Origin of the sequence: Alteromonas macleodii ATCC 27126 (genome assembly GCF_000172635.2) — a bacterium.
In the GTDB taxonomy this organism is placed as follows: domain Bacteria; phylum Pseudomonadota; class Gammaproteobacteria; order Enterobacterales; family Alteromonadaceae; genus Alteromonas; species Alteromonas macleodii.
Map to the genome: position 1 here is coordinate 3533835 of NC_018632.1, position 21248 is coordinate 3555082.

The following is a 21248-nucleotide window of genomic DNA, read 5'->3' on the forward strand; positions in this document are numbered from 1 at the left end:
ACTATCATGGCTACTGAATACACCAATAAGTTACATGCAGGCTCTGCTTTTCCAGATGTTTCAGCAAAGCTGTTAAATGGCGACACTAAAAAGTTAGCGACACCTGAGAACGGTCTTGACTGGAAAATGGTGGTGATTTACCGAGGGCAGCATTGTCCACTTTGCACTCGATACCTCAATCAACTCGAAAGTGTTAGAGGATATCTTGCCGAAACTGGTGTAGATCTCATTGCAGTGTCTGGCGACAGTAAAGCGCAGCTTGAAAGTCACCTGCCTAGATTGGATATCAACTTTCCTATTGCGTACGGCTTAACGGTGGAGCAAATGGAGGAGTTAGGCGTTTATATCTCTGATCCAAGATCGCCTCAAGAAACTGATCACCCGTTTTCCGAACCCGCGCTGTTTGTTGTGAACAATGAAGGTCTTGTGCACGTCGCAGATATTTCTAACAATCCATTTGTTAGACCTGAATTAGAGACATTAGTAAGTGGTTTGGGCTGGATTCGTAATCCTGATAACAACTACCCTATTCGCGGTATGCACAAATAAGCGCACTTATGAAGTTAGTGTCATGGCTACTTGACGCTAACTTTATTATCTCGGCGCATACGCTTACTTATATTTGTCCTTTCACACCTGCAGACCAATTTAGAAACAATCTTTATTTGATTTTTATAGCGTAAACATTATATTAACGCTCGTCGAAAATTCGACATTCAAAATCAGAAAGGGAAATATAATGAAAAAAATAATTGGACTAGCTGCTGCAAGCCTTATTCTTACCTCAGGTTGTGCCACCATTCTTACCGAAGAAACACACAAAATAAACGTTACGACAACTAGCGGTGAAACGACTACAGTTACTGTTGACGGCATGTCTCAAACAGTGCCTGGCGTGGTTACTGTTAAGAAAGAGAACAAAGATAAAGTGCTAGTTGCTGACGATGCAAAATGTACCGACGTTAACCTGAACAAAGAAGTTGAATCTGCGTTTTTTATCAACATTCTTAGTGGCGGTGTATTCGGTTCGTCTACCGATTACGGCTCAGACAAAATGTGGAAATACCAAGATTCAGTAAGCGTACCTTGTAAATAAGATATGTTTACACGAATTCTAAAAGGAAGCATTCTTGCTTCCTTTTTTTTGATTTTCGCAGCTAATTCCACGGCCAGTGACGTTACTCAAACTAGTTACTCGAAAGTTGATAGCGCAACGTTACAGCAAATAGCTAACGACCCATTGTGGCACCTATTGTTACAACTAAAAAATGGGAAGCCAATTACTAACGACACCTCTATTTATATATCAAAGTCGTTCGTCAGCCCGTTGGCCGAAGCGCAAGCTACCATAGACCTTTTTCAGCGTAATACCCAAAACATTTGCAACTACCCTGCCCGTTTACGGCTGCTCAAGCGCTACATACCCGAATTTAAATCTATTACCCCTGCCGAGCACTGCGCAGAATATCGCAAATTTGTAGAAAGTGTTCCGGCCGATAGTATCAAGCTAATTTACGCCTCAGAAAATGTTACATCTGCTAGCTCAATGATGGGGCATATTATGCTTCGTCTAGATGGAACTAATGATAAAGGCATTCCCGTTAAGCACGGTATTACGTTTTTTACAGAACTAGACTCTTTAAACGTTCCTCACATCATGTACGAAACATTGATGACAGGAAAAGAAGGCGTATTTAAGGTTGCTCCTTACCAAGAATTTGAGCAGTTTTATCTCTATGAGGAGCAAAGAAACATTTGGCGATACACGCTAGATTTCAACGAGCAACAGCGCCACTTTGTGCAAGACTACATATGGGAATTGGGACAGCAGAGCCCCGCTTATTTTTTCATATATTCAACTGTGCGACCGTTACTCAGTTGTTGGTAAATATTGCTCGTCCTGCTCATCTAAATCAAGTAGCAAGCTGGCTGACCCCTCTTGATGTTGTTAAGTTTGCACAAGCAAACTCTCTCGTTGCATCAACCCAATTCGTACCTTCTAACAAATGGGAAATAACGACGTTAGAAGAAAGCATCGGGAGTAAACGCGCGTCTGCCATATCTTCGCATTTAGCTCGCGCTCAGCTAGATTCATTATCACTTTCGTTTGTTGAAACCAAATACGCACTGGCGCTTAATCAGTACTTTAGGTCAGCACAAACAATTTCAGAACAGAAATATCAAAAGAACTCCGCTGAAATTGCAGCGTTTGATGCTAAATATGAGCACCTTTCTTTAGACGTATCTGAATTCCCCGTTCCTTCCTCTCGCCAGCAAGAAGGTTATGTTGCTGCCGGTTTCATTCATCAAGACAGCCGTTCGTTCATGGCGTTTCGTGCCTTTCCTGTTGCAAGAAGGCTAGCCGACGACAACAGGAGCATGATTGGTGAAACCGAGCTTATCTTGGCCGACGTTGAGTTCAGAGTTGGTTTAGAGCAAAGCAACTTAGGTGATATCTATGTGGACAAGGCCATGCTTTACCAAATGGTGTCGCGGGTACCTGTTACACAAAATATAAGCAACTGGTCATCATCATTTAACATTGGAATAAATCGCGTGCTAACCGGCGAGCGAAAACGCAAACTCATTGTGCAATCGGAGTTTGGTTTAGGCTTTACACGTGAAGTAATGCAGGGTTTAGGGGGGTATAGCGACATCATCGTGGGTGCAGGCGCTAACAAGCACGAAGCATTTGTGTACGCCAAACCCGTTATTGGGCTATATGCATATACAAAACTGAATAGTAAGTTGGCGGTTAGCTTAAGTAGGACCTACAACCAATATGGAAGTGATGAGCCAATCGATGCAGTATCGTTTAGCTTGCACCAATATGGTTTCGAAAACATCGCGTTAGATTTTGAAGTGAATATACAGAAAGTTGCCGATGAATATGAATCTAGTGCAGCTTTTATGTTGGGGTATCGGTTTTAATCATTGAAGATAACATGGGAACTTTAACTGTCTCACTCTGCTACAGTGAGAACTCAAAACGAAATCAATACATTCACACAAAACTGTTTAAATATACAGTGCATTAATTTATCCTATTGAAGTGCTCTTCAATAGGATTTTTTATGCTCTCTCATTCTGAATTAAACCCGCAGCAGCAAGAAGCCGTGAATTACGGGTTGAGTTCCGTAGGAGCGGGCGAAACGGAGCTGAGCGATGAAACGCACCACCCGCTGTTAATTATTGCAGGCGCTGGCACAGGTAAAACTAACACTCTCGCTCACAAAACAGCACAGCTAATATTGCATGGTGTTGCGCCAGAGCGAATTTTACTGATGACGTTTGCGCGAAGGGCTTCGTCAGAATTAAGTTCACGGGCGAACCGCATAATAGAGCGAACGTTACGTGAGAAACAAAAGGCGTATCATCCGGTCACACTTCCTTGGATGGGCACTTTTCATTCAATCGCATCGCGACTGCTACGAGAGCACGCTTCACTCATTGGTTTAGATCCCGACTTTACGGTTATGGATCGTAACGACAGCGCGGATATGCTTGATTTGCTTCGCCACGAACTTGGCTTCAGCGGTGTCAATCGGCGCTTTCCTAAAAAGAAAACGTGTTTAGACATTTACTCTCGTTGCGTGAACGCGCAAGCACCGCTTATCGACATACTCGATACTCATTTCCCCTATTGTAGCGAGTGGGAAGAAGAGCTGAACACGCTGTTTGCTCACTATGCGAAAACTAAAATTGAACAAGTGAGTTTAGACTATGACGACTTACTGCTTTACTGTTTTCACATGGCGCAGGTCGACGCTATTGCTCAAAAAGTAAGAGAACAATTCGACAATGTGTTGGTAGACGAATATCAGGATACCAACGTACTTCAAGCTGGCATTTTAAAAGGTTTCTTCCCAACCGGTGAAGGTCTTACCGTTGTAGGCGATGACGCCCAATCAATCTACTCATTTCGCTCAGCAACGGTAGACAATATCCTTAACTTTCCAACTGCATTTTCCTTGCCTGGCAAAGTGATAACGCTACAACAGAATTATCGGTCACATCCGAACATATTGAACTTGTCTAATACCCTTCTTTCAGAAAGTGATGAAGGCTATAAGGTATCGTTGTTCAGCGAGCGTAAAAGCGGCCCTATGCCTAAGTGGATAACCGTTGAAAACGACATGTTCCAAGCAGAATATATCGTTGAGCGAGTTTTGGCGGCTCGTGAAGAAGGGATTGATTTAAAACAGCAAGCCGTTCTGTTTCGTTCAAGTTATCACAGCGATCGTCTAGAGCTTGAACTTACTCGACGCAATATTCCTTTCGTAAAACACGGTGGCCTTAAATTCCTAGAGGCTTCTCACGTAAAAGACATGCTTTGCATTTTACGTTGGGCAGACAACCCCAAACACAAAATATCTGCTTTTAGAGTGCTTAAGTTGTTACCTGGTATAGGTCCAAAGATAGCTGAGAGAGTGTTTAACGATTTAGAAAAGCACGACTTTGCATTGGGTAAATTGCGCAGCTTCGCACTTTCAGAGTCCGCGAAGCCTTCATTTCTTTCTCTTGTTGATTTGCTAGATAACGTGCACCACAACAATATTCCATGGACCGAGCAAACAAGCGCCATTGCAGCGTTTTACAAAGATTTGTTGGAAGCTAATTATGACGATCATTTCACACGTTTCGGCGATATTGAACAGCTCACAATGATCTCTGGGCAGTATTCATCGAGAGAGCGATTTTTAACTGAACTCACACTAGATCCACCGCAGAGCACAGGTGATCTGGCGGGCAAACCTTTGCTTGATGACGACTTTCTTATCTTGTCGACGGTGCATAGCGCTAAAGGTCAAGAATGGAAGCATGTATTTGTGCTAAATGTGGCTGACGGCAATTTTCCTAATGAGTACGCAGCGGGCGATAAACGCGCCCTCGAAGAAGAACGACGTTTGCTTTACGTAGCCATAACACGAGCGAAAGATGAGCTTAGCTTAGTTCAGCCCCTGAAATATTGGGTGCCAGAGCAACAAAAGTTTGGTGACAAGCATGTATACGGTGCCAAGAGCCGTTTTTTTACCGATGCTGTTTGCGCTTGCATGGAACCCATTGCTTACCCTAAGCGCACTGCTTCAGCCAGTGAAAAGAAGATAGCCAAAGGCGCTATAGCCGATATAAAGAAAAATATTCTTGGGATGTGGAATAATACCAGTCCGCATAGATAATTCCCCCCTCAGCGAAAGTTACAATGTTCGTAATCAAGGCGTGTTAAGGCAGGTGAAGTGGTTCTACATCAAGGTGACACAACAAAGAGTACGGACATTTAAAGAAAAATGACGCGCCCCGTCATAACACTGAAATAAACTCCCTGTAGCGTGAAGTATTCAGTGAAAGAGTCTTCAACGGCTCAGCTTCAAAAACGCTAAATGCTCCAATACGAGTTTTCATGAAGAAATTGAAACGCTATCAATATGAAAGATATGCCATTCTCTGCCAACTCGCCTACCCTGATGCCGACGAGCAATACCAAAAAATCTTAGATCCTTTTTATGAACGCCAGCTAGTCGATAAGTACGGCAGAATGAGCGTAAGAATCTTGTGGGTCGAAAATAAAAAAGAGGTCATTATCGTTTTTCGCGGATCATTGGGGGTAAGAGATTGGCTAGCGAATTTATTCTTCATCCCAAACAAACTCAATCAGTTAAACAGAAAATTCTGGGTCCACTGGGGGTTTGCGCGGCTATTGGCTCAACCTATGTATTCCAGCACTAAGACATCCAATGAAGCATTACCACTTAGAGAGCTACTTGTAAAAGTGCTTGAACCACTTAGGCAGCAAGGCAAGCGCTTTACATTCATTGGCCATTCGTCCGGCGGCGCAGTAGCGGTATTAATGGCTGATTACTTTGAGCGTTTATACGCAAAGTCAGTAAAAAGGGTAGTGACTTTCGGACAGCCCGCAGTGGGTACGCGCTCTTGGTATAAGCACTACACGCTACACCATAGAACGTATCGCATTTGCTGCGATTTAGATGTAATAACCTTTATGCCGCCCTTCCCTTTTTACTTCTGGCACGTTGGCAAGATGCTGTGGCTGCACGATGATAAAATTTACGAAAACACGCCTACCCATAAACGCTTTTTGATGTCGCTTCACAGCTGGTTGTTACGCCCAATTACCTATCACTACATGCGAAAATATATCCGCAACAAGTCGCTTTTCGATGAGCATTAGAACGATCATTTTCGACCTACAGTGCGTAATTTAAAGGTACTTGATTATTCAATCCCGCACAGTACTGCGTAAGAGGTAGGCTTAAAGAAATGTCTTCACTGTCAATCAAACGAGCAAAAGCGGCACTCAAGAACGCGTTTATCGGCGACGCGTTGGCTATGCCGGTACATTGGTATTACAACCCAGCAGATATTTATAAGGCATTTCCGTTAGGGATAGAGCAATTTGAGGATGCGCCATCATTTCATCCGTCTTCAATAATGTCGCTACATTCCACGCAGCAAGGTGGGCGCGCGAATAAGGCATCTGCAAATCAAAAAGAGATAGTGGGCGACGTTATTCTCAAAGGTAAAAGGCAGTATTGGGGCAAGGACAACATTCATTACCATCATGGTATGAAAGCGGGAGAAAATACACTCAATGCACATTGCGCGCGTATCGTTTTATCATGCGCACTTAAAGGGTATGACGAAAACGAGTTTTTAACTCAATATATTAGCTTTATGCGCGCTGATGAACCTAAACATCCTGACACATACGCCGAGTCTTATCACAGAGGCTTTTTTGCGAACTTAGAACAAGGTACTCCAGCACACAAATGTGGGGCGGTTACACATGATACGGCTTCAATAGGCGCTTTTGTGTCGGTAACACCTTTGGCGGTAGTAGAAGCAAGCAAAAGCACAGCCCTTGAGGACGTCAAACGCCTGTGTCGTAGTCACCTTTATTTAACTCACCCAGATGAGTCTTTAGCATCGGTGTGCGATTTCTATGTGGAGTTAATCTACAAATTAGTGCATCGCGAAGGTGAATCAGCCAAGGCCATTTTAGAAGATATTGCCCGTAAATCTGCGCACATGAATTTGGCTGCGATAGCGGCAAAAAACAAAAGCGATATCGAAATTGTTGGGCGTATATATTCGCCAGCGTGTTATATCTCAGACGCGTGGCCCGCCGTTTTGTACTTCGCTTACCGTTATGCTGATACGCCTAAAAAGGCGTTGATTGCGAACACCAACGTGGGGGGCGACAATGTGCACCGCGGTTTTGTATTGGGGGCCATAATGGGGCTAATTCAGGCAACGGAACTGTCCCAATGGTTTAGTGAATTAGCTGACAAAAAGGACTTGGAAGCGCTAATTAACCTTCTTGATGAACGGTAACTAAGACACAAAAGTCTGGTAGACCCAGTCGCAAAATGAGCAAATGGCATTCACTGTCCGGTAGCGTATTCGCGCAAAAGCGCCTTACAACGCTACCGTTTCCCCTGTTCTCGCCGCCTTAAATATAGCGTTCACAATGCGGATATCGGCCAGACCTTCATTGCCAGTCACCATGGGTTGTCGTCCATGTAATATGGCCAGTGCATCGTTATCCATTTGCAGCGTTTGCTGCATACCGTTTATAGGAGCCAGCGTTTTTCCATCAGACGTGGTGCCCGTTACCCCGCTGTAGCTCTGCATGGGTTTAAGTTGATACCAGCCCTTTTCACAATCAGCTTTAAAATGGTTAAACCCTTTCACTACACTGGTACCGCAATCGGCCACTAGTCCGTCGCCAAAATCCATCGTAAACAAGGTCGTTTCATCAACCTCAGTAAACTTCTCTGGAAAGCGCTGTGGTGGATGACTTCCCGTTACCGCTAATGGCTCACGGCCCGTTAAAAAGCGCGCGCCGTTTATCGCGTAAACGCCCATATCATAAAGTGCACCGCCGCCCATGTGCTTTTTCATTCGCCAGTTGTCAGGCGCTCTTCCTTGTCCTGCATAACCAGCGAAGCTCGATACCGCGGTCAAGTTTCCATACGGCTTAGTTTCAAGATACTGATGAAAAGTGCGGGTATTGGGTTCGTGCTGCATGCGATAGCCTATCGACAACTGCACGCCATTTTTGTCACACGCATCTATGATAGCTTGGCATTCCTCGCTATCCATGGCCATTGGCTTTTCACACCACACATGCTTTCCGGTATTTGCGGCTTGTACCGCAAAATCCTTGTGTGTGCCAGTAGGCGTTACAACGTAAATAACATCAATATCGTCATTATTCGCAATATCTGCCATGGTGCTGTACGTGTACACATTACTGTCTTTAATGCCGTACTTTTGCTGCCACTGCGGGATCTTCCTCTCGCTCCCCGTGATTATCCCCCGTAATTCACAGTGTTTAGTGTCCTGTAAGGCAGGGGCGAGTAAATTTGTGCTGTAATTGCCCAACCCTAACAGCGCCACGCCTATTTTCTTTTTCGAAGGCTGTGCCATTAAATAAGGACTGTGCGCAACCAGCAAACCTGAACCTGCCAATTGAAGGAAGTGACGACGAGTAATGCGGGGCATTAGTACTCTCCATTAAGAAATTAATCCGTGCATGGTTTTAGTAGTACCTTTCTTACTCAGAAAGATCACAACACCGTTGCGATATTATCGAATGTGTTACCTGTAACACCATCGAAGGTTTATAGCTGACAACCAACACAGCTTTAAAGCCCTATGGCGCATCGTGCCGTTTGGTAACGCGAAACGATTTACAACAAAATCAGACGAAAAGCAGCTCACTTTTATCGACAACATAATTTACTGTTTGCGCTTTGCTCGCCAAGCTTCTGCCACGATAGGTTCAAGGTCGCTCAAATCCAAAGGTTTAACAAGGTGATGGTCAAATCCAGCTTCTTTCGAACGCTGGATGTGCGATGGTTGTCCCCACCCCGTTTGCGCCACAAATACAGCGTCAGCTAACGCACGATTTTGACGAAGTGCCGTACATAATTCGTAACCATTCATACCCGGCATGCCGATATCCAACAACACTAAATCGGGCGTGAAAGACGCGACAGCCTTTAATGCGGATGGCCCATCTTCCACTACTTGAACCTGACACCCTTTTGCCTCCAATATCCATCCCATGGTAATAGCGGCATCTTGATTATCATCGGCAATTAAAACGTTGAGCTTTTCAGCGGTAGCGTCTACTACGTCATGGGCCTTTTCCGGTTTACTGGCTAATTTGGGTACTTTACTTAAAACGGGTAAGGTAACGATAAACGTTGTGCCTTTATCAACGCCATCGCTTTGCACATTTACCGTTCCATCGTGCAATTCAGTGAGTTTCTTCACTAGAGTAAGGCCAATCCCCAACCCGCCTTGAGAACGTTCAAGGGCACCATCTACCTGAGTAAACATATCGAAAACCGATTTTAGTTTGCCTGCTGGAATGCCCTCTCCATTGTCTTTAACTGCAATGGTAACCTTACCATCGCAAGTACTGATGCAGACCTCGATATTGCCACCCGGCGGAGTGTACTTTGCAGCATTGTTGATAATATTCGAGAAAATCTGCGACAACCGGATAAGGTCTCCGTTTACCCAAACGGGCTCTGCTACTTTTTCCACCAGCAGCGTATGCTGTTTTTCATCAATCAGGGGCTGAATAGTCTCAATCGCCGTATCCAGAATCTCACACAAGTTCACAGGCTTTCGATGAATTCGAATTTTCCCTCGGGTAATTCGTGACACATCCATAAGGTCATCAACAAGCCGTATCATTTGCGTAACTTGTCGTTCGACTCGACCGAATGCCTCGCTCTTCTGATTCTGGCTGTAGTCGTCTGACTGCAGAATTTCCAATGCATTGCGAATTGGTGCAAGCGGATTACGTAATTCATGTGCCAACGTAGCAAGGAACTCATCTTTGCGGCGATCGGCCTCTTGAAGCGCGTCTATCGCATTTCGTTCTCTCGTGGTGTCTACACCTACTCCCGGAAAACGTTCCGGCTCACCAGAGCTGTTATAAATGACTCGTCCTCTGAATGAAGCCCAGCGGACAGTGCCATCTTTTTGTAAGATACGGTATTCTTCATCAAATAGGGTGCGGTTATTAATACTTTCACAAATAGCAGCCTCACACGCTGCTAAATCGTCTGGGTGGATATATTGTTTGGGCACTTCAATGGCTACACCGTTTTCAGCCTCATCGCTACTGAGATTAAAGAGTTCTCCCAAACGCTCATCTGCCGTGAACAAGTTTTGCTTAATATCCCAATCCCAAATACCAAAGCTGTGTGATGCTTCCAGAGCTAAGCGTCTGCGAGACTCTGCTCGCTTAGCCATTTCTTCAGCGTGTTTACGCTCAGTAACATCTCGCGTCGAACCAGCAATGGCTTCAACGTTTCCGTCTTCACCAATAACAGGAACAAATATGTAGTCATATATACGGCGACCATGAGTACCGGTAAAAGGAACATCACTACGAATAGGTTGCTTTGTTTCAATTACCTGTCGAATCTCCTGCATGTGCATATCTGCATGCCAAGGTTCATACCCAAGCTCTAAACATGTTTTACCAATCGCTTCATCCCAACTCAGCCCCCACATTTGCAGTAACGCGTCGTTGGCATACGTAAAATGCCCCTCAAGGTCGAAGATATAAAGCAAATCGGGCGTATTCGACAGAGCCGTTTCGTAAAGCCTGCGCTGTTTATTAAAAGACTCAATGTTCTCTAGTAACGCCGACTCCGCAACCCGTCGAGCGCGATTTTCGTTGTTGCGCTCAATAATGATTGCAGCGGTTTTAGACAGTGCATTAATTACGTCAATGTCATCGGGTAATGGGGTAAATCGCTCGCGATGAAACAAACAGAAAGTGCCCAATACCGTGCGACTTTCTGCAGATAAAATGGGACGACACCAAAATGATTGAAGTCCTAATGCCTGAGTGGAGAGACTAAAATCACTCGAATCAGTTTGGGCGTTGATGTGAATATTCACCACATCACGAGTTTGACAACACTTTCCTAACGGCGTTAGTTCATCGATTGTAATATTCTTGAAGTACCGCCTAGTTTCTTCTGGCATCGACGGTGCAGCCGCGCTAATGAGTGATAACCCATCTTCAGATACCAAGGATATTCCACTTACAGCTTGAAAATCTGTCACCTTCTCTACTGCATTGACTAAAACGGTCAACACATCTTCTAGTGTAGCGCCAGATAATGCGAGTCTCATGGCATCTCTTTGAGACTGAGAAATGATCTGTAGCCTGCGCTTCATAGAGAAGTCATGAAACGAAAACCCCACTACACCTGCCGCAACGGGGAAAATCGTGAGTTTGAACCAGGCGTGGTCAATACCAAACCGAATTTCCGTTGTTTTACCGGGTTCCTGTTTTACTGCCAGTTCGAACTGTTGAGTAATATTCGGTACTTGCGACTGAGGAAACAAACTAAACACCGAGCAGTCAAAGAGATCAGATTTGTCTAATCCACAGATGGAACGGGCCTGATGGTTAGCGTAAATAACGTTGCCTTTAATATCGGCAAATATCACCGCATCAGTTATATTTTCTATAAGAGCTTGAAAGGGAATGTCGTCGGTAAAAGAAGATGAAGCCTTACTTATTAGCTCAGACATAATTCGCTCAAATAATGTAGAAAAAATTATACTAAAGTAGAAATCACTATTTAGCTAACGATTTACGTTAAGCAGTACAAAGCGACTTCTCTAGCGGTGCGGTAAGTGAACTTAAATGATTAAATTTTCGTAACACTTACGCTGTTACAAGTAAAAGCTCTACCAAGATCACTTTCTACCAAGGCTAAGACATGGACAACGCTGGCTCGAATCAAGATAAAGGGAACGGGAAGTATGCTGGGAAGTTCCCCAAAATCGCCCAACAAACCAGACTGCTAAATATTCTTGTGATTTTTGCTGTCATTTATACGTTGTACCTTGCCAAGTCTTTACTTGTTCCCCTTTTCTTTTCCGCCTTTGTTGCTTTGCTTTTAAGCCCTCTTGTTGCATTCGCACGCAAGTTATTCATACCTCGTACCCTGTCAGCAGGAGCCCTGATTGTTTTGCTGGTCGCGCCGTTTACATTTTTAGGTATAGAGCTTGCTGAGCCGGCAGAACGCTGGATGCAATCTCTCCCCAAAATTGCTGCCGAGATATCCAAAGAAATTGAAGAGATAAGCAGCAACATCGACGCTTATGCAACGCCTCCAGCCGAACCCGTTGAAAAAGAACGTTCATTCTTTAGCTGGTTTGGTGACGATGAAAAGTCACCTGAACTTTCTCCACCGCAAGACAACACAAACTCTGTGACGGACAAAATTAAACAAAGCGGAATAGATATTGGGCTCACACTCTTCGGTAACGCGCCATTTTTACTGGCACAGGTGCTCGCCTGTATCGTTTTAATTTTCTTCTTGTTGGTTTTTGGCCCCAACCTATTCAATGTTTTTGTAAGAGACTTCCCCATTGTTACCAACAAGCGACGAACGCTGGTGTTGGTAGATCAAATTCAACGGGAGCTATCTTCGTATATCGTCACCATCAGCATCATAAACTCTTGCTTAGGGTTAGCTACAGCAGGCGTGTTTTACTATTTAGGAATAGATGATGCGTTACTTTGGGGAGCGCTGGTTGCGCTGATGAACTTTGTCCCCTACTTGGGTGGTGTGGCGAGCTGCGTGGTATTGCTGGTAGTTGGGCTTGTGCAGTTTGGGCTTACCAGCAGTGCGTTTCTGCCTGCGGGTCTGTTTTTAGTATTGAATATCATTGAATCACAACTCATCACGCCTGCGGTGCTAGGAAGAAGTATGCAGCTTAACCCGTTAATAATCATAATTTGGATAGCAATAACGGGTTGGCTATGGGGTGTGGTAGGCGTTTTACTCGCCGTGCCTATTCTAATGTGTTTTAAGATCATACTCGAGAATCTGGGCGTATTTGATCACTGGATAAGACTTCTCGAGTCAAAATAATTTCACTCTCTTCGCCCCATCAACCACGTTGCATGGATAGCAGCGTGTGCGGACTTTTACCTAAAATCTAGGCACAAAGCACGATAGTCCTCTTCAAATAAAAGACGAAATGCATATTTTAAAGGAACATATCCTGCCTTTTTAAAATGAAAATAGTTATCATATTCGTTGTCTTTTGATTTTTGGAGCTCCCATGAATTTGCTTAAAAGTGCCTTGGCCGTGATGATCGGCCTGTCGTGTGCAGGCGCGCCTGTATATGCACAGACAGAAAAAAATAATAATAATGATGACATTGAGCATATTACTGTTGATGCATCTCAGGTTGAATTACGAGATAGCTTTGCAGGAGGCCAAGTATCTCGCGGTGGTCGTGCGGGTATTTTAGGTAATCTCGACATGATGGACTCTCCATTTGCAAGCACCAACTTTACCGCAGACATCATAAGGGAACAGCAAGCAAGAAGTATCGCCGATGTGTTGCAAAACGATCCGGTGGTTCGTGTGGCAAAAGGCTTCGGTAATTTTCAAGAGCTATACGTAATGCGCGGGTTTCCCGTTTATTCTGACGATATGACTTACAACGGATTGTACGGTGTTTTACCTCGCCAATATGTTGCTGCAGAGTTGTCAGAACGCGTTGAGGTTTTCCGTGGTGCCAGTGCATTTCTAAACGGCGCAGCACCGGGAGGAAGCGGCTTAGGTGGTTCGGTAAATATAGTACCTAAGCGCGCGGGCGATGACCCATTAAACCGTGTAACACTTGGATACGAGTCTCAAGGACATTGGTATGGCGCAGCAGATGTTAGCCGCAGATTTGGCGACGACAGTCAAAGTACCGGCGTAAGAGCTAACTTTGTACAACGAGGCGGCGAAACAAGTATCGATAACCAAGATCGTGAATTGAGCGTTGCTGCTATTGGCATTGATCACGATAGCGATAACTTCCGTCTTTCTTTGGATTTGGGCTACCAAGACCATCAGGTTGACTCACCACGCCCTGCAGTCACTCCTGGCAGTGCAATTCCAGAAGCGCCTGACAGCGACACCAATTTTGCCCAAGAGTGGACTTACACTAACGAGCGTCAATTTTTCGGTGCGGTTCGTGGAGAATACGATTTTACCGACAACATCACTGCATGGGCGGCGTATGGTTTCAGATCGGGTGAAGAAGATAATGTGTTTGCTAACCCTAGACAGGCAGAAGCAAATGGCGACTTTTCCGCTTACCGTTTTGATAACGTTCGAAATGATGAAATTCGCTCAGGTGAAGTGGGCCTAAATATCGAATTCAAAACCGCAAGCGTTGGACACACGATCATTACGTCTGCATCAACGTTTTCTTTAGAATCTGAAAATGCCTATGCGTTTTCTGATTTTAGCGGCTTTGCTGGAAATATTTATAACCCGGTAACGGCAACCATGCCCGATGCTGACTTCTTTATTGGTGGCGACCTTAGCAACCCACTAATCACAGAAAAAACAGACCTTTCAAGTTTTGCTCTTGCAGACATGATTTCGTTTAACGATGGAAAAGTTCTATTAACCCTTGGTGGCCGTGTACAAAACATTGAAACCCGCACCTTTGATTACAATACAGGTGATGAGTTGTCAGGCTACGACGAATCTCAATTAACGCCGGTTGTGGGCATTGTTTATAAATCGTCAGAACAGGTGTCTTATTACGCCAACTATATCGAGGGACTGCTTCCTGGTGAGGTAGCGCCTGCATCAAGCGGTGGTGAACCAATTGAAAACGCGGGTGAAGTTTTTGACCCATACAGCGCCGAGCAAATAGAAGTAGGTGTGAAATATGATGCTGGCCAATACGGTGGTTCATTGAGTGTTTTCAACACCTCAAAGCAAAGCTCAATTGTTGAAGACAATGTTTTCAGTACCGATGGTGAACAGCAAAACCAAGGGCTTGAGTTAAGCGTATTTGGCATGCCAACTTCAAATTTACGTGTTTTGGGCGGATTCACTTGGCTCGATGCGGAAATGACGAAAACTCAAGACGGTACACTAGATGGCAAAACGGCCATTGGTGTTCCTGATTTACAAGCAAACATTAATCTTGAGTGGGATGTTGATGCCCTTCCAGGGCTTACTGTCGATGCACGTGCGGCCTATACGTCGAAACAATATGCCAGTGCCGACAATAGCCTTGAAGTCGATGCATCTAATCGTTTCGATTTAGGCGTTCGTTACAGCTTCCTTGCAGGAATGACCGACATCACACTTCGCGCTCGTGTAGATAACGTCTTTGACAATAATTACTGGGCGTCGGTAGGCGGCTTCCCTGGCTCAAACTACCTTGTATTAAGTGAACCTCGGACATTCAGACTGTCTGCTTCATTCAATTTTTAACGGATTAAGTTATGCTGCTGTCAATCGCTGCCTTTTTAGGCAGCGCATTGGCGATAGGTTTGTTTTACCGCGCTTGGCAAAGCACACAGATCGCCTTTAAACGTATAGCTAAACTCTCCGCATTGTTGTTAATGCTGGCGAGTTTAAGCCTTTGGGTTACAGAGTACGGCCCTGAATTAGGTACCTGCTACGCCGTGGTCGCTTTCTCGTTACAAGCATGGAGTTGGATTTATCTCGCCCGACAACGAATAAGTAAAGATGTAAAGCGCGTCGATTTACCGTTCGCATCTGGATTGACTACCCCGTCTACCGCTATTGCTTTTAACGCCCTCGTAAAACTACTTGGCAGTGTGTTTTTAAGTGCTATTTGCGCCATGTTAGTTACCGTAGTGTGGACAACAGCGCTTAGCATGAGCAAAGTAAACCAGATTGCACTGGGAATTTACACCATGCCTCTATTATGGGGATGTGGCGCATACTGGCTTTGTGCAGACAGTAAACTATGGCGCCCGGTTGGGGTGTTGAGTGTACTTAGCGCGTTAAGTTACTTCTACTTGTATAGTATATAAAATGAGTATTTCTATTTCTCCCAGCGCAAATAAAAGCGCCTTAAAAAGTCACGCTTGGTTAGGATTAGCCGTTAGTGTGTTGATGTATTGGGTGTGCTTTTCAGGCACTTTATCTGTTTTCTCTCAAGAACTTCTGCGGTGGGAACAACCCCATATTGCAGATAATCTAGATTACACCCCTGGCAGCATTCAAAATGCTTATGAACGCTTTCTCACAATGAAAGAGGGTCAAACACAGGGAAACATTGTCATTCGCTTGCCTACGCACGATTTGCCACGCGCACGCATTAGTGCAGACGGTGAGTATTGGAATATTTCTCCAACCGGTGAATTAAGTGAACCATCCACAACCCCTATTACTGATTTAATCGTTGATTTACACACTGCTCTTCATTTGCCAGAAGACATCGGAATGATGGCCGTCAGTGTATTGGGTGCTATTTTGAGTGCATTGATTATCTCTGGCATTGTTGCTCACAGACGTATTTTTAAAGATGCCTTTCGCTTGCGAACGGGCAACAACGAGCAGCTTACACAAGGCGACTTACACAATAGAATGAGCGTGTGGGGCTTACCTTTTCACTTGATGATTGCGCTAACCGGCGTTTATTTTGGTTTAGCGTCGTTTTTAACGTCCATTTATGCCGATACCTTATATGAAGCAAACAAGCTTGATCTGTTTGCCGACATTTATGGTTCATCAATTCAACTTGAACATCAGCCAGCCATTGCGAATATAGAAAAAGCGCTGACCGACATAATGAAAATGGAGCCCAATACCCAGCCCATTTTTGTTACTTTGGAAAATGCGACCAAAGACAATCAGTATATTCTGCTCGGCTCGCAGCACTTAGATAAGCTCATTTATTCAGAACAATACCGCTTTGATGCAAGTGGACAATACATCGATAAAGTCGGTTATTCAGATGGTGATGCTGGCCAACAAGCGATATTTTCTGTATATCGCATACACTTCGGCCACTTTGGTCCAGAAGCAATGAAGATATTCTTCGGATTAATGGGGTTCGCGTTAACCATTATTTCTGTCACCGGCATAAACTTGTGGCTGGCAAAACGCGCTAAACAAGATGCCTTAAACCAGCTTTGGCTGGGTTTTGTGTGGGGCACGCCTATCGCATTTATTTGGGCTGCATTGTTAGAGTTAACGCTGGCGCTGCCTACAAAACCTGTTTTCTGGGTAACATTGACAGCTATTCTTATCGCTTCACTAATGCAAAAAGTGCTTATGAAAACTCACTTAGTGCTGTTGAATTGTCTCGCCGCCTTGTTAGTTGTATTGGCCATTACTCACTTTGCTGTTCACTACCCTAGTTCGTTAGTCATGAACTCGCTCATTATAGACAGCGCGTTTATCGTTTTTGCCCTGTGCGTATGGCGCTACCTATACTCGCGATTAAAGAAAGGCTGGAATGTATAGACACATTGGTTCTAATGGGATCTGATAGAATTGAGGTAAAGTGAACATGCTTACTTATACCAATCCGGTATCCGGATTGGTATTGTTGTCAGCGTGGTCAACAGTAAAAAGCCTTCCATTTGGAAGGCTTTTCTTTCTAAAGTATGTTAAGAAACGCCACCAGCGCATTTATTTCATCATCGCTTAAATTAAGTGGCTGTATAAGCGGGGTCGTTTTGGGATAGTGCGGATCCATTGCGTTCTTTCTATTCGGTTTTGGCCTAAAGCCTCCCGCATTGTATTGTTCAATCATGGGTCTGAATTGTACAAACAGCCCGTTGTGCATCCAAGGGCCAGTTTTAGAGACACCTAATAGTGATGGAGTTCTAAACTTCCCAATGTCCCGTACATTTTGAGTGAACTCACTTCTTCCCAAGTCCTCAAAAGACAAGCCGTAACGGTGAAACCCTGTAACGTGGAAATCATTATCGCTAAGCAGTGCGCCTTCGTGACATGTCATGCATTTCGCTTTCGTTCTAAAAAGATGTAATCCTTCTAGCTGAGATTCAGAAAGCATAGCTTGTGCTTTTTTAGGCGCTTCTTGAGCCAAAGCAATAAAGCGTTGATACTTCGAGTCTGGCGGTGGGATTGTACGTTCAAACGCAACTAGAGCCATCGCTAACATCGCTGATGTGATATGCTCTTTTCCGTAGGCTTCGTCAAACGCTGCTTTATAGTCTGTCGAAGTATTTAAGCGCTTTAGTGCTTCTTCCAATGGCAAATCCATTTCTATTGGATTTTCTATTGGCTTTAACGCTTGCTCAGTAGCAGTTTGCGCCCGACCATCCCAAAAAAAGCTTTGCCAGTGGTCAATACCAAAAATAGCCGGGGTATTGCGATTGCCTATCTGCTCTCTCACTCCTTTAGCACTGCGCAAGCCATCTTGGAATGACAGCGACTTTACATGACAGCTTGCACAGCTCACCGTATTGTCTCGTGACAAAATAGGGTCGTTAAAGAGTTTTTCACCTAGCTTTATTTGTTGCTCAGTCGCCAAAGAGCCAATTGGCGTTAGCGGCGACAAAGCGAGTGGCGCATGGCCATCAGCGGTTATCGCTGCTGGCCATTGTTCAATAGGCGCGGCATACCATTCTCGCAATGCGTCGCCAGCAACCGCTGTTGTTACCAGAAAGCTGCAAGCAGTGGCGAATAACCTGATTAGTGCCATTGATAACCCACTTCAAACCAAATTGAACGACCGGTCTCTATACCCGAAGTGCCTGAGGTAACGGAATAAGTTCGAGCGTCAAAGAGGTTTTGAACATCCACTCTAAACCGCAGAGCATGATCGCCTACTACTTCAGGTACCCAAGTAGCAGACGCATTAACCAAAAAGCGACTTGGAACGTTCACTAGCTGATAAACAGGAACATTAAGTACCTCTTCACCATCACAAATAGAACAAATACGCAAAAGCTGTCCGCTAGACTGCACATCGTCAGTAGCAACATAATCGTCAAATGCCTGGCGATAGGAGCCTGTTACGCTAGTTGTGAAGGTGTCGGTCCATCCTGTTGTCCACCCCACATTAAACGCCAGCGGCTGTGAAAAGTCAGTTTCAGCAAGGCGCAAATTATTAAGCGTCGTTTCGACATAGGTAAAGCCTGTCTCTTCATCTCCGCTGCGTAAGAAGATAAGCTCATCAATAGGCGCTACATCTACGTCTTCTTCGTCGAAACTGACTTCTTCACTTATTTGGTAGGTGGTATTAAACCAAAAACTACTGGTATTAAATTGCCATGCCCACGAAAGCGAAATACGGTCGTTTTGGCCTTTACCATTATTGGTTTGAGTACGGTAGTAATAGCCGTCCTCAGGGTTGTAAACGGGGTCGCCGCTCACGGAAATCTGATCACGACGCCAGCGTTTCACATACTCAATGGCGTAATTCCCCCAGTCAGTAGCTTGCTTCCAACCAAGTACAATTTCATCGTTGTAAGGCGTATCCAGGTTGTCAAAACGATAGCGATAATCGCTGGCACCAGATAGCGGTGACCAACCTTGAAGGTCGCCATTTAATGCAATGCTTCGGCGTTCCAGCTGATAAGGCAGCTGTGCTTCTCGCACTACGTAAGAAAGTAGGTTGGTATCGTAATAACGGTTCGCACCAAAAGTAATGAGCTTATCGCCATCGCCGAATAACCGGTAACCGCCGCTAATACGGGGGGCAATGTTTACATTCTGTAGAAAGTCATCGTAATCCGCACGCAGCGCTGCGTTTAGTGTTACGTCGCCCAAGTCCATGCTGTCGGTAACGTGAAACGAAACATTTTGCACATTTACGTCGATGTATTCTTCAGGATACACGCTTCTCAATGCGAAATACTGAGGGGACGCAGTCACAATATTTGAATACGCCAATACGTGATCAGGATTGGTAAAATCTAAAGGCTCTCCAAGCTGTGCCTCTAATTCTTCTATGGTCATTGACGTCGTTAAAGCTACGCAGTCGAACACCGCCCCGTTACAGTTCAGGTTACTCACCCCAGTGATCGGTGAGTTGTAAACGTAGGTATCGTAATACCGCTGTCGCTCCAGCGACTCATTATTATATTGAACCCAGCTTTTATGCTGTGTTCAATATCCAACCAGTTAAACGCGTTAAACCTGACTAAATTATCAAAAAAGAGCGTTTGCTGAGTTTTGTCCAAGTCGCCGTATCCACCTTGGTTCGACACAGCGGCTTCTTGCGTGGGATCTCCTATTCCCCACTCCCTTCCAATAGCTTTAGCCCAAGGATAGTAGTGAGGGTTTGCGTAGCGCGTATTGTAACTCTCTGCGAAGCTAAGCGTTGACTCAAGGGCGAAACTATCAAAACCGTGCTCAACTTTAACGCTACTATTGAATCCGCCGCCTTCAATTTCAAAGTCGCTGTCAATTGCATTGGCTATGATGTCGTTGCTTGTATATGGCGAATAGTTAGCCGTTAACGTGAGCTTATCTACCCATAGATTTCGACGGGTAAGTTTAACCAGTACGTTGGCGTTTTCGCGCTCAGTAGCAACCGGCTGATTTAGGCTTAACTTTGATATTTCACTGGTGGTGTAATTTGCTGAAACCAGCAAGTGGTAGTATTCGTTCAGCGTTTTGGCAAAATTAACGTTTAATATCTGCTTTTCAAAGGCAGGCTCATCAGGTGCCTCTTCATTGGTTTCGGTCACATCTTCAGCTAAAAAGGTTTTATAGCTATTCCAATCGCTTCGAGAAGTGCGATAGTTAAAACCAAATTCGGTTTCTTTATAGCTTTCGCGCGTTTCTACATCTACCACGCCGCCGCTGAAACTGCCGTATTGGGCAGGCACATTGTTGGTATAAACCGTAATGCTATCTATAATTTGTTGATTAATGTTGAAGGTTTGCGTTGTACCTTCAACATCATTTATAAGCGTGTCATTTGAACGGTAAGAGCTTGGATCTTGGCGACTGTTAAAGTTCATACCGTCAAGGAAGAAACCGGTTTGCCATGCTTCAGCGCCCATAATTGACACCCGCTGTGCCTGAATCTCTCCTTGTTCAGACGCGTCATATTGCTCAGACCCAAGCACCACACCCGGCAATAGTCCGAGTAATTCGGTAAAGTCTCCGCCCGTGCGCGGCGTATACTCAATGAAGTTTCTATCTAGCGTAAAGCGCCCTTCAACTTCTGGCACTTGCAAGCCAATAAAACGACCTTCAACTAAGATACGTTCAATTTTTTTGGCATTATCGTTTTCTTCCACACACGCCAATCGTTCAGCATCGGTCATCCTGTTCAATGCGTCTTCAGAAATGCAAACATCACTCGTAGGAGCAACTACATCTTGCTGCTGTTGGGCATTAGCAAACGTTGCGTTGGCTAATAACGACAACAGCAGCCCGCTAGGGGCTGCATATTTCATTAAAAATTACCT

General features: G+C 44.7%; 16 protein-coding genes. 11 read left to right on the plus strand and 5 right to left on the minus strand.

The features are described from left to right. Positions 1-6 precede the first annotated feature (6 nt). The 7 genes from MASE_RS15145 (at position 7) to MASE_RS15170 (ending at position 7353) form a co-directional block, all read left to right on the plus strand. Positions 7-549, plus strand: a complete 543-nt coding sequence (locus MASE_RS15145; protein WP_014950616.1) for a redoxin domain-containing protein — start codon at positions 7-9, stop codon at positions 547-549. Positions 550-739: 190 nt separating this feature from the next. Beyond that, entirely contained in the window at positions 740-1096 is a 357-nt protein-coding gene (locus MASE_RS15150; RefSeq protein ID WP_014950617.1) for a hypothetical protein, read from the plus strand. A gap of 3 nt (positions 1097-1099) precedes the next feature. Beyond that, positions 1100-1888: a lipoprotein N-acyltransferase Lnb domain-containing protein gene (locus tag MASE_RS20290; protein WP_232362773.1), complete on the plus strand. Its 789-nt coding sequence runs from the start codon at positions 1100-1102 to the stop codon at positions 1886-1888. Beyond that, positions 1813-2931 carry a DUF7840 domain-containing protein gene (locus tag MASE_RS20295; RefSeq protein ID WP_232362774.1) on the plus strand — a complete coding sequence of 373 codons (1119 nt, stop codon included), beginning with the start codon at positions 1813-1815 and terminating at the stop codon, positions 2929-2931. Before MASE_RS20290 ends, MASE_RS20295 begins: the two co-directional genes overlap by 76 nt. Positions 2932-3074: 143 nt before the next feature. Then, on the plus strand, positions 3075-5180 hold the full coding sequence (locus MASE_RS15160; protein WP_014950618.1) for an ATP-dependent helicase: 2106 nt from the start codon (positions 3075-3077) through the stop codon (positions 5178-5180). A gap of 221 nt (positions 5181-5401) precedes the next feature. Further along, positions 5402-6190, plus strand: a complete 789-nt coding sequence (locus MASE_RS15165) for a lipase family protein (protein ID WP_014950619.1) — start codon at positions 5402-5404, stop codon at positions 6188-6190. 89 nt (positions 6191-6279) lie between these two features. After that, positions 6280-7353, plus strand: a complete 1074-nt coding sequence (locus MASE_RS15170; protein WP_014950620.1) for an ADP-ribosylglycohydrolase family protein — start codon at positions 6280-6282, stop codon at positions 7351-7353. A gap of 84 nt (positions 7354-7437) precedes the next feature. On the opposite strand, the gene MASE_RS15175 is transcribed toward MASE_RS15170, so the two are convergent. Together MASE_RS15175 and MASE_RS15180 are read right to left on the minus strand one after the other, a co-directional pair. Continuing rightward, positions 7438-8526, minus strand: a complete 1089-nt coding sequence (locus tag MASE_RS15175; protein WP_014950621.1) for a Gfo/Idh/MocA family protein — start codon at positions 8524-8526, stop codon at positions 7438-7440. A gap of 237 nt (positions 8527-8763) precedes the next feature. Further along, positions 8764-11595, minus strand: a complete 2832-nt coding sequence (locus MASE_RS15180; RefSeq protein WP_014950622.1) for a PAS domain S-box protein — start codon at positions 11593-11595, stop codon at positions 8764-8766. Between the two features lie 191 nt (positions 11596-11786). On the opposite strand from MASE_RS15180, the gene MASE_RS15185 reads away from it, so the two are divergent. The 4 genes from MASE_RS15185 (at position 11787) to MASE_RS15200 (ending at position 17319) form a co-directional block, all read left to right on the plus strand. Beyond that, complete coding sequence (locus tag MASE_RS15185; protein ID WP_014950623.1) at positions 11787-12947, plus strand: AI-2E family transporter; 1161 nt, start codon at positions 11787-11789, stop codon at positions 12945-12947. A gap of 193 nt (positions 12948-13140) precedes the next feature. Then, the gene (locus MASE_RS15190) at positions 13141-15312 is read left to right on the plus strand and encodes a TonB-dependent receptor (RefSeq protein ID WP_014950624.1); all 2172 of its coding nucleotides are present in this window, start codon (positions 13141-13143) and stop codon (positions 15310-15312) included. 11 nt (positions 15313-15323) lie between these two features. Then, positions 15324-15881 (plus strand): hypothetical protein, encoded by a 558-nt coding sequence (locus tag MASE_RS15195; RefSeq protein WP_014950625.1) that lies wholly within the window; start codon positions 15324-15326, stop codon positions 15879-15881. A 1-nt stretch (position 15882) separates the two neighbouring features. Beyond that, entirely contained in the window at positions 15883-17319 is a 1437-nt protein-coding gene (locus MASE_RS15200; RefSeq protein ID WP_014950626.1) for a PepSY-associated TM helix domain-containing protein, read from the plus strand. A 136-nt stretch (positions 17320-17455) separates the two neighbouring features. On the opposite strand, the gene MASE_RS15205 is transcribed toward MASE_RS15200, so the two are convergent. Genes MASE_RS15205 through MASE_RS15215 form a run of 3 tightly spaced genes read right to left on the minus strand, consistent with a single transcriptional unit; the run spans position 17456 to position 21236 of the window. Further along, positions 17456-18526, minus strand: coding sequence for a cytochrome-c peroxidase (locus MASE_RS15205; RefSeq protein ID WP_014950627.1), 1071 nt, complete (start codon positions 18524-18526; stop codon positions 17456-17458). Further along, entirely contained in the window at positions 18517-19785 is a 1269-nt protein-coding gene (locus tag MASE_RS15210; RefSeq protein ID WP_041693552.1) for a hypothetical protein, read from the minus strand. The genes MASE_RS15205 and MASE_RS15210 overlap by 10 nt, the downstream gene beginning before the upstream one ends. A 53-nt stretch (positions 19786-19838) precedes the next feature. Continuing rightward, entirely contained in the window at positions 19839-21236 is a 1398-nt protein-coding gene (locus MASE_RS15215; RefSeq protein WP_041693554.1) for a TonB-dependent receptor plug domain-containing protein, read from the minus strand. Positions 21237-21248: the final 12 nt, after the last annotated feature.

Excerpts from the sequence above, each read along its gene's own strand:
- MASE_RS15145 (WP_014950616.1), top strand. The coding sequence starts at position 7 with ATGGCTACTGAATACACCAATAAGTTACATGCAGGCTCTGCTTTTCCA.
- MASE_RS15150 (WP_014950617.1), top strand. The coding sequence starts at position 740 with ATGAAAAAAATAATTGGACTAGCTGCTGCAAGCCTTATTCTTACCTCA.
- MASE_RS20290 (WP_232362773.1), top strand. The coding sequence starts at position 1,100 with ATGTTTACACGAATTCTAAAAGGAAGCATTCTTGCTTCCTTTTTTTTG.
- MASE_RS20295 (WP_232362774.1), top strand. The coding sequence starts at position 1,813 with ATGGGAATTGGGACAGCAGAGCCCCGCTTATTTTTTCATATATTCAAC.
- MASE_RS15160 (WP_014950618.1), top strand. The coding sequence starts at position 3,075 with ATGCTCTCTCATTCTGAATTAAACCCGCAGCAGCAAGAAGCCGTGAAT.
- MASE_RS15165 (WP_014950619.1), top strand. The coding sequence starts at position 5,402 with ATGAAGAAATTGAAACGCTATCAATATGAAAGATATGCCATTCTCTGC.
- MASE_RS15170 (WP_014950620.1), top strand. The coding sequence starts at position 6,280 with ATGTCTTCACTGTCAATCAAACGAGCAAAAGCGGCACTCAAGAACGCG.
- MASE_RS15175 (WP_014950621.1), bottom strand. The coding sequence starts at position 8,526 with ATGCCCCGCATTACTCGTCGTCACTTCCTTCAATTGGCAGGTTCAGGT.
- MASE_RS15180 (WP_014950622.1), bottom strand. The coding sequence starts at position 11,595 with ATGTCTGAGCTAATAAGTAAGGCTTCATCTTCTTTTACCGACGACATT.
- MASE_RS15185 (WP_014950623.1), top strand. The coding sequence starts at position 11,787 with ATGGACAACGCTGGCTCGAATCAAGATAAAGGGAACGGGAAGTATGCT.
- MASE_RS15190 (WP_014950624.1), top strand. The coding sequence starts at position 13,141 with ATGAATTTGCTTAAAAGTGCCTTGGCCGTGATGATCGGCCTGTCGTGT.
- MASE_RS15195 (WP_014950625.1), top strand. The coding sequence starts at position 15,324 with ATGCTGCTGTCAATCGCTGCCTTTTTAGGCAGCGCATTGGCGATAGGT.
- MASE_RS15200 (WP_014950626.1), top strand. The coding sequence starts at position 15,883 with ATGAGTATTTCTATTTCTCCCAGCGCAAATAAAAGCGCCTTAAAAAGT.
- MASE_RS15205 (WP_014950627.1), bottom strand. The coding sequence starts at position 18,526 with ATGGCACTAATCAGGTTATTCGCCACTGCTTGCAGCTTTCTGGTAACA.
- MASE_RS15210 (WP_041693552.1), bottom strand. The coding sequence starts at position 19,785 with ATGACCATAGAAGAATTAGAGGCACAGCTTGGAGAGCCTTTAGATTTT.
- MASE_RS15215 (WP_041693554.1), bottom strand. The coding sequence starts at position 21,236 with ATGAAATATGCAGCCCCTAGCGGGCTGCTGTTGTCGTTATTAGCCAAC.